A 15078-nucleotide genomic window follows, 5' to 3' on the forward strand; every position below is an offset into this window, starting at 1 on the left:
TTACTCCATTTCTATTAAAACTGTGTTCTTTTCTACTTTATCTCCAGATTGAACTGCTATCGATTTTACCACCCCGTCTCTTGGTGCTTGTAAGGTATTCTCCATTTTCATAGCTTCTAATACTAAAATTCCTTCACCTTCTTTTACTTCCTGCCCTACTTTTACATCAACAGAAACAATTAGCCCAGGCATTGGTGCTTTGATATCGTTTTCTTTCTTCTCGGTGGCTACTTCTAATCCCAACTCACCAATTAACAAGTCTAATTCATCAGAAATATTTACTTCATACGTATTCCCATTAAGTTGAATGGTATATGTTTTTTTATTGAAGTTGGAAGCAACAATCGTAGCTTGATAAGATTGATTACTCTCTATTATGTGATACTTATTTTTTGATTTTTCAACTATATCTAGTGCAGAAATTTGTGCTTCAGTAAAATCAAAATCATGCGTTTTGTTAACGCTTGTTTTAAAAGATTTGCTCATAAACAATTGATATTTTCCGCACTAAAATATTAAAATTAGATGGCTTTTAGGGCTAATTTAGGAATTAAGTATTAAGAGTTATTGATAATCAACAAGTAACGTGTTTTTACAAAAAAATACTTTTTATGAATTATTATTCATATTTCATTACTACTTTTGCGGCGTTCTCATAAAGGGGTGCCAAATATCGGCTGAGATCATACCCATTGAACCTAGAACAGGTAATGCTGTTTAGGAAATACGAGTGTTATTACAAAGTAGTTTGAAAAGCTTCCTGGTAATGACAAAATTTAATTATTCAATTTTAAACATAGGATAATTACCTCTTTTTATTCGATTTTATTTTATACAAAATGAGACCGATGTCTTTTATTAATCAAGTGAAGATAGTAGCTTTTTTAATGGTATTATTTGCAACCATATCTGCAAATGCGCAACAAATTGCACAAGACTCTATTAAATCAGAAAAACTTGATGAAGTAGTTGTTTTGGCTACCCGTGCAAACAAAAACACTCCTATTACATTTACAAATGTTAAAAAAGAAGAATTAGCTTCTAAAAACTTAGGACAAGATTTACCCATTTTGTTAAATCAACTACCATCAGTAGTTACCACTAGTGATGCTGGTGCTGGTGTTGGTTACACTGGAATTCGTGTTCGTGGTTCTGATGCTACAAGAATCAACGTAACCATTAATGGTATACCTTATAACGATGCCGAAAGCCAAGGTACTTTTTGGGTTAACATGCCCGATTTTGTTTCTTCGGTTGAAGACATTCAACTACAAAGAGGTGTAGGTACTTCTACTAATGGATCTGGAGCATTTGGGGCTAGTTTAAATTTACGTACCCTTTCTCCTAAAGCTGAAGCTTATGCTAACACTACAAATACAATTGGAAGCTTTGGTACTAGAAAACATAATTTAAGTGTTGGTTCTGGAATTCATAATAACTTTTACGCCAATGTAAGATTATCAAAAATTAAAAGTGATGGATACATTGATAGAGCATCTTCTGATTTATCCTCTTTTTATACTGAAGCTGGTTACATTGACAATAAAACCTCTATAAAAGCTATTATTTTTGGAGGTAAAGAAAAAACATATCAATCTTGGTATGGTACCCCTAAAGCTGTTGTTGAAGGAGATACAGAGGGTATTCAGGCTTTTATTGATAGAAACTACCCTTCAGATGCAGAAGCACAAAACCTTTTAACTTCAGGTAGAACTTACAATCATTATTTATACGATAATGAAATAGATAATTATGAACAAACCCATTATCAAGTACATGTTTCTCATAAATTTAATCAATATTTTACAGGAAATTTCTCTGTAAATTTCACTAAAGGAAAAGGTTTTTACGAACAATTTAAGGATAATGAAGAGTTAGGTGATTATTTTCCTAATAGTCCTAATGCAACTGAAGAAGGAAATTTAATAAGAAGACGTTGGTTAGACAATAATTTTTATGCTTTTGTATATTCTTTAAATTATAAAAAAGAAAACTTAAACATTAATTTTGGTGGAGGTTATAACAAGTATGACGGTGATCATTTTGGTGAAATTATTTGGGATTCTTTTCCGTCAGAAATAAATATTAGAGAAAACTACTATAATAATTTAGGTAGCAAAAGAGACTATAACACCTATGTTAAGGCAGAATACAACCTAAACAACTTATTTTTATTTGCCGACTTACAATATAGAAAGGTTACTTACAAGGCAAAAGGTATTAGTTCAGATTTATTAAACATTGACACAAATCAAGAGTATAATTTTTTTAATCCTAAATTAGGATTATCGTATAAGTTAAATAACTATAATAATTTTTACGCTTCATTAGCAATTGGTAATAGAGAACCTAATAGAGACGATTTAATTAAAAATCCTGTTTTACCAAAATCAGAACGTTTATTAGATTGGGAAGCAGGTTATAAGTATCAAAGAAAAAATCTTTATGTTAATACTAATTTGTATTATATGGATTATAAAAATCAATTAGTTTTAACTGGTGAACTAGATGATGTTGGTGATGCTATTAGACAAAATGTAGCAGATAGCTATAGGGCTGGTATTGAACTACAAGCAGGTTATACATTTTCTAAAAAATTTAGAATTGATGCTAATGCAACCTTTAGTATGAATAAAATTAAACAGTTTGATTATGTGGTTTACGATACTCAGTACGATCCGAATACTTGGGAAACCGTATCGTATACACCAATTACTACAACTTTTAAAGATACTGATATTTCTTTTTCTCCAAACATTATAGCTGGAAGTACACTAACTTATAATCCTCTTAAAAACTTATCATTAGGCTTTATATCTAAATATGTTGGTAAACAATACTTAGACAATACTTCAAGTGACTATAAAAGTATGCCTTCATATTTTGTAAGCGACTTTAACGCATCATATTCAATAAAACCAACTTGGATTAAAGAAATTACATTAAACTTATTAGTTAATAATATTTTTAACAAAGAATATGTAGCTAACGGTTATACTTATAGCTACTATTATAGACCTGAGAACTCTAATAATATTGCTATCACTGAAGTTTTCTATTACCCACAAGCCACAAGAAACTTTTTAATTGGAGCTACTTTAAAATTTTAAAAGAGGGAGAATTAATTGTGAAAAAGAAAAAAATCCCGAGTAAAATTTACTCGGGATTTTTTTATTCTTTATTCATTCTACCTACGGCACAACTTACAAACGATTTTGCTTTATGTCCTAAGGTGTTTTTGTCACCTACTTCAGGATAACCTAATTTAGAAAGTTTTTCTTTTACACTTGGTAATAAACTTTCTTCTGAAGTAAATGACACGAACAATTCTTCAACATTTACATTTACTTCAGCAACACCTTCTATTCCAGATAATCCTTTAGTAATAGTAGCTGCGCATCCGCCACATTTTAAATTTTCTATATAAATTTCGTGTTTCATTTTACTTGTTTTTTTGTTCCCACTCCATATATCCACCTAAAACATTATAGGCTTCAAAACCTTTTTTCACTAATAAATCAGTAGCTCTTTTACTTCTACCACCAGACCTACAATAAATATACACTGGTTGCGATTTATCAAGCTTTTCAATCGCTTTGTCTTCAAAACCTTCTGCAGTAATATCAATTTTAATCGGAGTAGTTATTACACCTTCTGCCCATTCACTAGGAGTTCTAACATCCAATAACTGAATACTACTTTCGTTGTCTAAAATTACTTTTAAATCTTCTACAGTAATATCTTTTGCTTCATTGGTTTGCGGTTTGCAAGAAAATACTACTGTTAAAATTAAACTTACTAATAAAATACCTTTTTTCATTTCTACTATTTTAAAGTTGATGGACATACAGTTGCTGTTCTTGGAATAGCAGTTTCTTTAATTGCTTTATACCCACCTGCAACATCAATTATATTATGAAAACCTCTCGCTTTTAAGATAGACGCTGCAATTACTGAACGATATCCGCCCGCACAGTGCACATAAAAATCTTCTTTTCTTGGAAATTCTTCAATATGTTCGTTTAAAAAATCTAACGGAGTACTTGGAACATCGATGATATGTTCATTTTCATATTCCCCTGGTTTACGAACATCAAAAACTGGTGCATTTTCTGTAATTGCTTCTGCTAATACATCCGCAGAAACTGAACGCAATGTATCTACTTCTTTTCCTGATGCTTTCCAAGTATCAAAACTTCCATCTAAATATCCTAAAACATTGTCAAAACCAACGCGTGATAAACGTGTGATGGTATTTTTTTCTTCTCCAACTGGTGTTACCAATAAAATTGGTTGTGTAACATCTTTTATCAAAGCACCTACCCAAGGGGCGAACGTTCCTCCTAAACCAATAAAAATTGATTGTGGAATGAATCCCTTGATAAATTCTGATTGAGGACGTACATCTAACACCAACGCATCTGTTTCGTTCGCTATTTTCTCAAAATCATTAACAGATAATGCTCTTGCTCCGCTTTTTATAACTTCATCAATAGGTTGATATCCTTCCTTATTCATTTTTACATTTAAAGGAAAATACTCAGGTGGAGGTAACAAACCGTCTGTCACTTCTTTGATAAACTCTTCTTTGGTCATATCAGCACGTAATGCATAATTGGTTTTCTTTTGATCTCCAATCGTACCTACAGTTTCTTTACTCAAACTCTTCCCACATGCAGAACCTGCTCCGTGTGCTGGATACACAATAACTTCATCTTCTAGCGTCATAATTTTAGTTCTTAAGCTATCGTATAACAATCCTGCTAATTGCTCTTGTGTTAAGTTCGTTGCTTTTTGTGCCAAATCTGGACGACCAACATCTCCTAAAAACAAGGTGTCTCCACTAAAAATAGCGTGATTTTTACCATCAGCATCTTTTAACAAATATGTAGTGCTTTCCATAGTATGACCAGGAGTATGCAATGCTGTAATGGTAATATTTCCTATTTTAAAGACTTCTCCGTCGGTTGCAACGTGAGCTTCATAATTTGTTTCCGCTGTTGGACCGTACACAATGGTTGCTCCTGTTTTTTCTGCAAGGGTAACGTGACCGCTTACAAAATCGGCATGGAAATGTGTTTCGAATATATATTTGATTGTAGCGCCATCTTTTTCAGCTCTGTTTATATAAGGAGCTACCTCACGTAAAGGATCTATAATTGCTACTTCTCCGTTACTTTCAATATAATAAGCTCCTTGTGCTAAACAACCTGTATAAATTTGCTCTATCTTCATAATATTAAATTATTTATACGCTTGATGTATGTATTGTGCGTATTTCTTCTGATTTTGATTATCTCCTGTTTTATAAAAATTAACGGCTCCGTTAGCACGCATAAAAAAGTGATCTAAACTTGCAACATCTAACAAACCTCCTCTAAAAAAAGCATCTCTTACCGGACCTTTTACGCCAGCAAAATAAAATTGAATACCTCTTTTGTTATAGTATCGTATGCGTTCTTTTAACATCTCAATACCTGTACTATCAACTCTATTAATGCTCTCTGCATCTAATACAATCAATTTTAATGCCTTCCCCTTTTCTTCTGTCATTTCGTCTAATTTATCACGGAAATAACTAGAATTGGCATAGAATAATTGAGCATCGAAGCGAAATACTAAAATTTCATCATGTATGATAACTTCTTTAAACCTGTTTTTATTTCGGTAAAAATCTGAATTTGGTACTTTTCCTAATTCGGTTACATAAGGTCTTGAGGTTCTAAATATTAAAACGACTAATGATAAACCCACACCTATTAAAATACCGTATTCAATTCCGAAGAAAATAGTAGCTAAAAAAGTAGCTAATAAGAGCCAGAAATCTAAATTATTGGCTTTCCAAAGTCTTCTTGCCTCTTTTACATTTATCAAATTAAAAACCGCTACAATAATAATTGCTGATAAAATAGTTTTTGGTAAATGATAAAATATCGGAGTTAAAAACAGTAAGGTGAACACTACAATAATTGCGGAAACAATTGCAGATACCCCTGTTGTTCCTCCTGATTCTTCATTAATTGCTGAACGTGAAAAACTTGATGCTGATGGATATGACTGAAACAAAGAACCAATAAAATTACTCAATCCTAAGGCAACCAATTCTTGGTTGGGTCTTACTCTATACTCATCTTGTTTCGCTTCTAGTGTTTTTCCTATGGATATAGTTTCTAAATAACCAACCATTACCAATGTTGCTGCTATAGGCATCAGTTCTCGTATCAAAGCGATATCTAAAACGGGCATCGAAAACTTGGGCAAACCTGAAGGAATATCCTTCACAATTGCTACATCTGAAAAATGTTGACCGAAAAAACGAATCGTGACAATTCCTAATACAACTACAATCAAAGCATTCGGAATTTTTCTATTGATTTTTCTGAAAACTATAATGATAAGACAAGCTACTAACCCGATGATCGTGGTATTGACTTTAAAATACTTTAACCTATCATACACATCTTCAAGCAAAATGTGTATCTGGTCGCTTTGAATAAATTCAACTCCGAATAAATTTCTAAACTGGTTCAATCCAATAATTAGTGCAACTGCTGATGTAAACCCTGTTATTACAGGTCTTGATAAAAAATTGACTATAAATCCTAAGCGGAAAATCCCCATTAAAAATTGAATTGAACCAACTATTAATGCTAGTAAAATTGCGATTGCTATGTAACTTTCAGAACCCGCTAATGCCAACGTTGAAACTCCTGTTGCTACAATAAGTGAATCCATTGCTACGGGACCTATGGCTACTTGACGAGCTGTTCCAAAAATAGCATACATTAACTGTGGGACTAAAGCTGCATACAACCCATAAATTGGCGGTAATCCTGCGATAAGCGCATACGCAATACCTTGCGGTATTAATACGATTGCTACCGTAATACCCGCAATGATATCACCTCTTAATTGTGATTTATGGTAATTGGGTAACCAATCTAAAATAGGTATGAGTTTTTTTAATAGCTTCATTTTTTAAAATAGCTCTCCTTGGCTTGAACCTTTTATTCTACCTAAATGTTTGTATGCCAAATCGGTTACTTCTCTTCCTCTTGGTGTTCGCATAATAAACCCTTGTTGAATTAAAAAGGGCTCATAAACTTCTTCTATAGTTTCTGCATTATCAGCTACTGCTGTTGCTAACGTAGTAATTCCTACTGGACCTCCTTTAAACTTATCAATAATAGTAGATAATATTTTGTTATCCATTTCATCTAGTCCGTGAGCATCAACATTTAAGGCTTTTAAGGCGTATTTAGCAATTTCTATAGTAATGCTACCATCTCCTTTAATTTGTGCAAAATCTCGCACTCTACGCAACAAAGCATTCGCAATACGAGGTGTACCTCTACTTCTTCCTGCAATTTCAATAGCTGCTTCCATAGAAATAGGAACTTTTAAAATATAAGCACTTCGTTGAATAATAGTCGTTAATAGTTCGGTTGAATAATAATGTAATCGACTACTAATACCAAAACGAGCACGCATTGGTGCAGTTAACAATCCTGAACGTGTTGTGGCTCCAACTAAAGTAAAGGGTTCTAAATTGATTTGAACAGTACGTGCATTGGGTCCTGTTTCGATCATAATATCGATTTTGTAGTCTTCCATAGCTGAATACAAGTATTCCTCTACAATAGGACTTAATCGATGGATTTCATCAATAAACAGCACATCTCGCTCATCTAAATTGGTTAACAAACCTGCTAAATCTCCAGGTTTGTCTAAAACAGGTCCCGATGTAACTTTGATTCCAACTCCTAACTCATTTGCTAAAATATGTGCTAAAGTCGTTTTTCCTAAACCTGGAGGTCCATGAAACAACGTGTGATCTAAAGCTTCATCTCTTTGATTCGCTGCTTCTACAAAAATCTTAAGATTTTCTATAGCTTGATCTTGACCTGTAAAGTCTTCGAATGACAGCGGACGTAGTTTTTTTTCTACATCTAGCTCTTCATTAGAAAAATGTTTGTTTTCAGGATTTAGGTTTTCATTCATATTGTTACAAATATACTTGAAATATAACGCTTGTTATGTAATCTAAGTTACGTAGCTTTTTCATGCTAAGATACGTATTATAAAGTGTTGTTCTGTAGGTAGGAAACAAAAAAGCCTTCCAAAATTGGAAGGCTTTTTGTTTTTGTAATTTATTTTAAGATGGCTCTTCTCCATCTAATAATGGTGTTGTTTGTGGCACAAAATCTTGTCCGTGAACATACTCTCCATTTTCATCTGTTTTACTATAATCGTAAGCCCATCTGTGAACTTCTGGAATCGCTCCTGGCCAGTTTCCGTGAATGTGTTCTACTGGAGTAGTCCATTCTAGCGTATTCGAATTCCATGGGTTTTGCGTAGCTTTTTGACCTCTGTACATTGAGATAAAGAAGTTAGCAATAAAGATTAACTGAGCAGCTCCACCAACTAATGCCATTACGGTCATAAATACATTGATATCCGCTAAATCATCAAACATTGGGAAGTTTGTATTCGTATAATAACGACGTGGTAAACCTGCTAATCCGATAAAGTGCATTGGGAAGAATACTCCGTATGCAGTAATCATTGTTAACCAGAAGTGCCAGTATCCTAATGTTTTGTTCATCATTCTACCATACATTTTAGGGAACCAGTGGTAAACACCAGCAAACATTCCTAATAAAGCAGACACACCCATTACTAAGTGGAAGTGAGCTACAACGAAGTATGTATCGTGTACGTTGATATCTAACGCCGAATCTCCTAAAACTAATCCTGTTAAACCTCCTGTCACGAATGTAGAAACTAATCCGATAGAGAATAACATTGCTGGATTTAATTGTAAGTTACCTTTCCATAAAGTAGTAACGTAGTTAAACGCTTTTACTGCAGAAGGAATTGCAATTAATACAGTTGTAAAAGTAAACACAGAACCTAAGAATGGATTCATTCCTGAGATGAACATGTGGTGACCCCATACAATTGTTGATAAGAATGCAATTGCCATGATAGATCCAATCATTGCACGGTAACCAAAAATTGGTTTACGAGCATTCGTTGAAATTACCTCTGAGCTAATACCTAATGCTGGTAATAAAATGATATATACCTCTGGGTGACCTAGGAACCAGAATAAGTGTTCAAATAATACTGGTGATCCTCCTTGGTAGTGTAATACTTCTCCTGAAATGAAAATATCAGATAAATAGAAAGAAGTACCAAAGCTTCTATCAAAAATTAATAATAACGCAGCAGATAATAATACTGGGAATGAAATTACACCAATGATAGCTGTAATGAAGAATGCCCACATTGTTAATGGTAATCTTGTCATCTTCATTCCTTTTGTACGTAAGTTTAAAATTGTAACGATGTAGTTTAACGATCCTATTAATGACGAAGCAATGAATATTGCCATAGACACTAACCATAATGTCATACCTGTACCTGATCCTGGAATTGCTTGTGGTAATGCAGATAATGGAGGATAAATTGTCCATCCAGCAGATGCTGGTCCTGCTTCAACGAATAATGAAATAACCATTACTACTGATGATAAGAAGAATAACCAGTAAGATACCATGTTTAAGAATCCAGAAGCCATATCACGAGCTCCAATTTGTAACGGAATTAATAAGTTTGAGAATGTACCACTTAATCCTGCCGTTAATACAAAGAATACCATGATTGTACCGTGAATTGTAACTAACGCTAAGTACATATCTGGGTTCATAATTCCATCTGTTTGATGGTTTCCTAAGAATGCTTCAATAATTGAAAACGATGTATCTGGCCATGCAATTTGCAAACGAAATAACATAGACATGAAACCTCCTATGATTCCCATGAATATACCTGTAACAAGGAACTGCTTAGAGATCATTTTATGATCTTGACTAAAGATGTATTTAGTTACAAATGTTTCTTTGTGATGATGATCTGACATAATCTATATATACTTTAAAAAAATATCTTATTTAATAACTTGAGCTAATGTTTTTTGTTCTGATAACCACTTGTCGTATGCTTCTTGCTCTACAACAGTGATTTTCATTTGCATATTGTAGTGAGATGCTCCACAAATTTTATTACATAATAATAAGTAATCAAACACATATGGGTCTTCACCATTAGCCTTTCTAATCTTGTTAATTCCTTCTGCTTTAGCCATTACTTCTTTGTTCTGACGCATTTCATCAGTCGTATACTTAGGAGTAAAAGCGAATTGAGTTACCATACCTGGAACACAGTTCATTTGTGCTCTAAAGTGAGGCATATAAGCAGAGTGTAATACATCTTGCGAACGGAACTTGAATAATACTTTTTTACCTTTAGGTAAGTATAATTCTGTTACTTGTTTATCGTCTTGTGCACTTGGGTCAGACATATCAACACCCATTGTGTTGATTCCTTTAATAAAGTTTACATTTCCTAAACCTAATTGGTTGTCTTCACCTGCGTAACGAGCATCCCAACGGAATTGTTGAGAATACACTTCAATAACGATCGGGTTTTCATCGTCTCCAACATACATAATGTTGTTCCAAGCCCATAAACCGTATCCAATTAATAATACAATTGTTACCGCTGGAATTGTTGTCCAAATTAATTCTAATTTGTGGCTGTCAGCATAAAACAATGCTTTGTTGTTTTTGTTTCCTCTGTACTTATAAGTAAAGAAGAAAATTAAAAACTGCATTCCAAACTGAACAATTCCTATCAACCAAAATGTAATATTGAATAAGTTGTCATCGTGTTCTCCTTCGAAAGAAGCAGATTCTGGTAACATAATTACATTCATGGCAATTAAACAGTAAATCATCATTGCATAAAGGAATGCTAAGAAACCTAAAGCGTATTTACCTTGTTTTTCGTTGTCTTTATCTGTAGCAATTACACCACGGAAATTCATGATACGAGTAATTTGCCAAAAACTTACTCCTATTGCAACTGCTATGAAAATATAAAATAAAGCGAGCATATTATCTAAACTATTTGTTTATTAATTCTTTTTATTAATGATGATTACTATCTTCTCCTCTGTGTTCGATATTATAGTAATGGTATGTTTCACTCTCGTGTAAGAATGGGTTACCTTTTGGTACTGGGTTTGCTTTAGCAAATGCAGTAAAGGTTGCGAAGATAAACAATCCTATAAAGAATAATAATCCGCTTACTTCACCTATTCCGAATCCCCATTGAGCACCTACTGTACCTGGCATAACCATTACAAATAAATCGATATAGTGACCAGCTAATATTACAATACCTCCTAATACTACAAACCAAGGAATACTCTTGAAATCACTGTTGATTAATAATAATACTGGGAAGATAAAGTTCATTGCAACCATTGCTAAGAAAGGTACTTTGTACTCGTTAAAACGTAATAAGAAGTACGTAGTTTCTTCTGGCATATCAGCATACCATATTAACATGAACTGTGCGAACCATAAGTATGTCCAGAAAACAGAGAAACCAAACATAAATTTCGCTAAATCGTGAATATGACTGTCGTTTACTAATGGTAAAGCTCCTTTAGAACGTAAGTAAATAGTTACCATTGCAATTACTGTTAATGCAGATACTAAGAAAGTAGCTAATACATACCATCCAAATAATGTAGAGAACCAGTGAGGGTCAATACCCATAATCCAATCCCAAGACATCATACTTTCAGTAATCATAAAGAAGAATAAGAAGATTACAGATACGTTATAGTTTCTCTTATGTAATTTTAAATCTCCATTATCTTGTTTGATAGAATCTCTTCTAATGATAAAACGGTATGCATTCCAAACTACTAAGTAAAAAATACTCCTCATTAACCATCCTGGTGTGTTTAAGTACCATTTTTTACCATCTACAATAGCATCATAATTAGGGCTTGTAGGATCTACAACTCCTTCACCCATCCAAGGGAATAAGTGATTCATGTGCATTGCAGTAGCAATTAAAAACAATAACATTGCTAAACTCACATAGTGTAAGTTAGCAGAAATAGCTTCCATTACTCTGTGTAATACAACAGACCAACCTGCATGAGCAACTCTTTGAGACGCATAGAATGCTAATACTAATAATGTTACTCCTAAAGAGAATAATAACGCTACATACATTGCAGACCAAGGTCTGTTTTGCATTTGATGAAAAGCGTGTTCTGCATGAGCATCTCCATGATCTTCACCATGGTGTGCTACTGCAACTTCATTGTGTGCTTCTTCTTTTGCCTCTGTATGTGCTACTTCTTCGTGAGCTTCTTCAGTGTTAACAGCTGTAGAATCTTGTGCTACATTATGCTCTTCTGTGTGAGTAGCTGTACTGTCTTGTGCATGGTTTTCTTCAGTAGTTACTTCTTCAACATGCTCTTCAACTTTAGCTTCTTCAGCGTGATGAGCTTCCTCTGTATGAGTCGCTGCAGCTTCATGACCACCGTGGTGAGCATCTTGTTTTGCTAAAATTTCTTTTGCTTGTTCTAATGTTTTAGGTGCTGACCAGAAACTATAACCTGTTCCTAAAAGCCCTACTGCCATTAAAATAATAGCAAGCATTTTTAATTTTCCTGAAAACTGGTACATATCTTAACTATCTATTATAGACTTATTTTAATTCGCTTCTTAATTTTTCTACGTATTGTACAACTTGCCAACGCTCGTCGTATCTTAACTGTGATGCATGAGATCCCATTAAGTTTTTACCATACATAATTACATGGTAAATGTTACCTGGTGTTAAATCTCTTTCTGCATAGTTTGGAATACCGTTGAATTTATCTCTTTGAGATAATACCCCGTTTCCATCACCTTTTGTTCCGTGACAAGAAGCACAGTAAATTCCGTATAACTCTTTACCTTTTTCTAAGTTAGCCTCAGTAGCTGGTAATGGGTTTGTTAATTCAACTTTTGCTTTTTCGTATCCTTCATTAGTATCAGGAATATCATAAGCTACAACACCGTTTCTACTTACTGTACCTGCAACAGGTAATTTGTTTACTTCTTTACCGTTTAAGCCATTTGCTCCGTTTGCATCGTAAGGTACAGATACATACATGTCTGGCATGTATTGTACTTGTGGTTTACGTTTATCGTTACAAGAACTTAAGCTTGTTGCTACTACAGCTAAAGCGATAATTATTTTTAAACTCTTCATATCTCTTTATTAGTGCGTTTCTACTACGTTAATTTCTACAGCTCCTGTTGTTTCTAACAATGCCATTAACTCTTCTTCATTTCCGTGAACTGGAATTTCCATTAAGAAGTGATCATCTGTAGTTCTAGGATCTGGGTTTTCAGCTTTTTTAAATGGCCAAATTTTACTTCTCATATAAAAAGTGATTACCATTAAGTGCGCTGCAAAAAATACTGTTAATTCGAACATAATTGGTACGAATGCTGGCATGTTTGAAGCCCAAGAAAAGTTTGGTTTACCTCCAATATCTTGTGGCCAATCAGCAATCATAGTATACCATGTTAACCAAATTGCAACAGATAAACCTGTAATTCCATACATAAAAGCTGTAATAGCTAAACGTGTTGGTGCTAATCCCATTGCTTTGTCTAATCCGTGAACTGGAAATGGACAAAATACTTCTTCGATATGATGATGTTCTGCTTTTACTTTCTTAACGGCATCCATTAAGATATCATCATCATTATATAATGCGTGAATTACTTTATTAGTGCTCATTGTTCTCTTCTCTTGATTTTTTAAAATTCTCACCTGACGACTTCAAGATTGTTTTAATCTCTGCTGTAGGAATTACTGGGAAAGTTCTTGCATATAATAAGAATAATACAAAGAAGAATCCGATAGTTCCAATAAAGATACCTACGTCTACAAACGTTGGCTCAAAACGCCACCATGTTGATGGTAATTGACCTTTACTTAATACAATTGCAATGATATCGAAACGTTCGAACCACATACCGATGTTAATTACGATTGAGATAATGAAAGACCAAATAAAGCTTCTTCTAATTTTCTTTATCCATAATAACTGTGGAGTGAAAATGTTACAGATTAATAACGACCAGAATGCCCACCCGTAAGCTCCTGCTTCAGCTCCAAAAGATAAATATGTATAATTTTCATATGGTGAACCTGTATACCATGCGATGAAGAATTCAGTTGCATAAGCTACAGCTACGATACCTCCTGTTAAGATGATTACGATGTTCATATACTCAACGTGTAAACGTGTAATATATGCTTCCATATTTGTAACCTTACGCATAATACCTAATAAAGTTTGTACCATTGCGAATCCTGAGAAAATCGCCCCTGCTACGAAATAAGGAGGGAAAATTGTTGAGTGCCATCCTGGGTTGATAGAGGTTGCGAAGTCCATCGATACGATTGTGTGTACAGAAAGTACTAATGGAGTTGCTAAACCTGCTAACACTAAAGATACTTCTTCAAAACGTTGCCAGTCTTTAGCTCTACCAGACCATCCAAAAGATAATAAGGCGTAAATTTTCTTTTGGAAAGGTTTTACTGCTCTATCACGAATGGTTGCAAAATCAGGTAATAAACCAGTCCACCAGAATACTAATGATACCGATAAATAGGTAGAAATTGCAAATACGTCCCATAATAACGGAGAGTTAAAGTTTACCCATAATGATCCGAATTGGTTAGGAATTGGTAATACCCAGTATCCGTTCCATGGACGACCCATGTGGATAATTGGGAACAATCCTGCTTGGAATACCGCAAAGATTGTCATCGCTTCAGCAGAACGGTTAATTGCCATTCTCCATTTTTGACGGAATAATAATAGTACTGCAGAAATAAGTGTTCCTGCGTGACCAATACCTACCCACCATACGAAGTTGGTAATATCCCATGCCCAACCGATGTTTTTACTTAATCCCCAAACACCAATACCGGTACCTACGGTATAAAAGATACATCCGAACCCCCATAACATTGCTGCTAAAGAGATATAGAATGCTACATACCAATGTTTGTTTGCTTTCCCTTCGATAGGTTTAGCAATATCTTCAGTAATATCATGGTAACTCTTGTTACCAAGTATTAAAGGTTCTCTATAAGATGATTCGTAATGAGACGACATAAATCTATATACTTATTAATTTT

Annotated in this window: 13 protein-coding genes; 1 reads left to right on the plus strand and 12 read right to left on the minus strand. The window is 33.9% G+C overall.

Translation table 11 applies throughout. From position 1 onward, the window contains the following. A complete protein-coding gene (locus ACKTST_RS11095) occupies positions 1-486 on the minus strand; it encodes a biotin/lipoyl-containing protein (RefSeq protein WP_408047814.1) in 486 nt (161 codons plus the stop codon). Positions 487-848: 362 nt separating this feature from the next. Here ACKTST_RS11095 and ACKTST_RS11100 point away from each other — a divergent pair, with 362 nt between their 5' ends. Further along, positions 849-3110, plus strand: a complete 2262-nt coding sequence (locus ACKTST_RS11100) for a TonB-dependent receptor (protein ID WP_408047815.1) — start codon at positions 849-851, stop codon at positions 3108-3110. Positions 3111-3171: 61 nt separating this feature from the next. Here ACKTST_RS11100 and ACKTST_RS11105 read toward each other — a convergent pair whose 3' ends face one another. The 11 genes from ACKTST_RS11105 to nrfD all read right to left on the minus strand — a co-directional run bounded on the left by ACKTST_RS11105 (position 3172) and on the right by nrfD (position 15055). Further along, positions 3172-3441: a heavy-metal-associated domain-containing protein gene (locus tag ACKTST_RS11105; RefSeq protein ID WP_408047816.1), complete on the minus strand. Its 270-nt coding sequence runs from the start codon at positions 3439-3441 to the stop codon at positions 3172-3174. A 1-nt stretch (position 3442) separates the two neighbouring features. Beyond that, on the minus strand, positions 3443-3820 hold the full coding sequence (locus ACKTST_RS11110; RefSeq protein ID WP_408047817.1) for a rhodanese-like domain-containing protein: 378 nt from the start codon (positions 3818-3820) through the stop codon (positions 3443-3445). Positions 3821-3825: 5 nt separating this feature from the next. After that, a complete protein-coding gene (locus ACKTST_RS11115) occupies positions 3826-5235 on the minus strand; it encodes an MBL fold metallo-hydrolase (protein ID WP_408047818.1) in 1410 nt (469 codons plus the stop codon). Positions 5236-5244: 9 nt separating this feature from the next. Beyond that, the gene (locus ACKTST_RS11120; RefSeq protein WP_408047819.1) at positions 5245-6975 is read right to left on the minus strand and encodes a SulP family inorganic anion transporter; all 1731 of its coding nucleotides are present in this window, start codon (positions 6973-6975) and stop codon (positions 5245-5247) included. A gap of 3 nt (positions 6976-6978) precedes the next feature. Then, the gene (gene ruvB / locus ACKTST_RS11125; protein WP_408047820.1) at positions 6979-8001 is read right to left on the minus strand and encodes a Holliday junction branch migration DNA helicase RuvB; all 1023 of its coding nucleotides are present in this window, start codon (positions 7999-8001) and stop codon (positions 6979-6981) included. A 154-nt stretch (positions 8002-8155) separates the two neighbouring features. Further along, positions 8156-9925: a cytochrome c oxidase subunit I gene (locus ACKTST_RS11130; protein ID WP_408047821.1), complete on the minus strand. Its 1770-nt coding sequence runs from the start codon at positions 9923-9925 to the stop codon at positions 8156-8158. Positions 9926-9952: 27 nt separating this feature from the next. Further along, entirely contained in the window at positions 9953-10960 is a 1008-nt protein-coding gene (locus ACKTST_RS11135) for a cytochrome c oxidase subunit II (RefSeq protein ID WP_408047822.1), read from the minus strand. Between the two features lie 34 nt (positions 10961-10994). Next, a complete protein-coding gene (locus ACKTST_RS11140) occupies positions 10995-12557 on the minus strand; it encodes a quinol:cytochrome C oxidoreductase (protein ID WP_408047823.1) in 1563 nt (520 codons plus the stop codon). A 22-nt stretch (positions 12558-12579) separates the two neighbouring features. Further along, a complete protein-coding gene (locus tag ACKTST_RS11145; RefSeq protein ID WP_408047824.1) occupies positions 12580-13128 on the minus strand; it encodes a c-type cytochrome in 549 nt (182 codons plus the stop codon). 9 nt (positions 13129-13137) lie between these two features. After that, a complete protein-coding gene (locus ACKTST_RS11150) occupies positions 13138-13665 on the minus strand; it encodes a DUF3341 domain-containing protein (protein ID WP_408047825.1) in 528 nt (175 codons plus the stop codon). Continuing rightward, entirely contained in the window at positions 13655-15055 is a 1401-nt protein-coding gene (nrfD, locus tag ACKTST_RS11155) for an NrfD/PsrC family molybdoenzyme membrane anchor subunit (RefSeq protein WP_408047826.1), read from the minus strand. The genes ACKTST_RS11150 and nrfD overlap by 11 nt, the downstream gene beginning before the upstream one ends. Positions 15056-15078 lie beyond the last annotated feature (23 nt).

This window comes from Tenacibaculum crassostreae, from assembly GCF_964512405.1.
GTDB classification, from domain to species: domain Bacteria; phylum Bacteroidota; class Bacteroidia; order Flavobacteriales; family Flavobacteriaceae; genus Polaribacter; species Polaribacter crassostreae.

Coding starts and splice junctions, on each gene's coding strand:
- ACKTST_RS11130 (WP_408047821.1), bottom strand. CDS start 9,925: ATGTCAGATCATCATCACAAAGAAACATTTGTAACTAAATACATCTTT.
- ACKTST_RS11110 (WP_408047817.1), bottom strand. CDS start 3,820: ATGAAAAAAGGTATTTTATTAGTAAGTTTAATTTTAACAGTAGTATTT.
- ACKTST_RS11100 (WP_408047815.1), top strand. CDS start 849: ATGTCTTTTATTAATCAAGTGAAGATAGTAGCTTTTTTAATGGTATTA.
- nrfD (WP_408047826.1), bottom strand. CDS start 15,055: ATGTCGTCTCATTACGAATCATCTTATAGAGAACCTTTAATACTTGGT.
- ACKTST_RS11095 (WP_408047814.1), bottom strand. CDS start 486: ATGAGCAAATCTTTTAAAACAAGCGTTAACAAAACGCATGATTTTGAT.
- ACKTST_RS11150 (WP_408047825.1), bottom strand. CDS start 13,665: ATGAGCACTAATAAAGTAATTCACGCATTATATAATGATGATGATATC.
- ACKTST_RS11135 (WP_408047822.1), bottom strand. CDS start 10,960: ATGCTCGCTTTATTTTATATTTTCATAGCAGTTGCAATAGGAGTAAGT.
- ACKTST_RS11120 (WP_408047819.1), bottom strand. CDS start 6,975: ATGAAGCTATTAAAAAAACTCATACCTATTTTAGATTGGTTACCCAAT.
- ACKTST_RS11145 (WP_408047824.1), bottom strand. CDS start 13,128: ATGAAGAGTTTAAAAATAATTATCGCTTTAGCTGTAGTAGCAACAAGC.
- ACKTST_RS11105 (WP_408047816.1), bottom strand. CDS start 3,441: ATGAAACACGAAATTTATATAGAAAATTTAAAATGTGGCGGATGCGCA.
- ruvB (WP_408047820.1), bottom strand. CDS start 8,001: ATGAATGAAAACCTAAATCCTGAAAACAAACATTTTTCTAATGAAGAG.
- ACKTST_RS11115 (WP_408047818.1), bottom strand. CDS start 5,235: ATGAAGATAGAGCAAATTTATACAGGTTGTTTAGCACAAGGAGCTTAT.
- ACKTST_RS11140 (WP_408047823.1), bottom strand. CDS start 12,557: ATGTACCAGTTTTCAGGAAAATTAAAAATGCTTGCTATTATTTTAATG.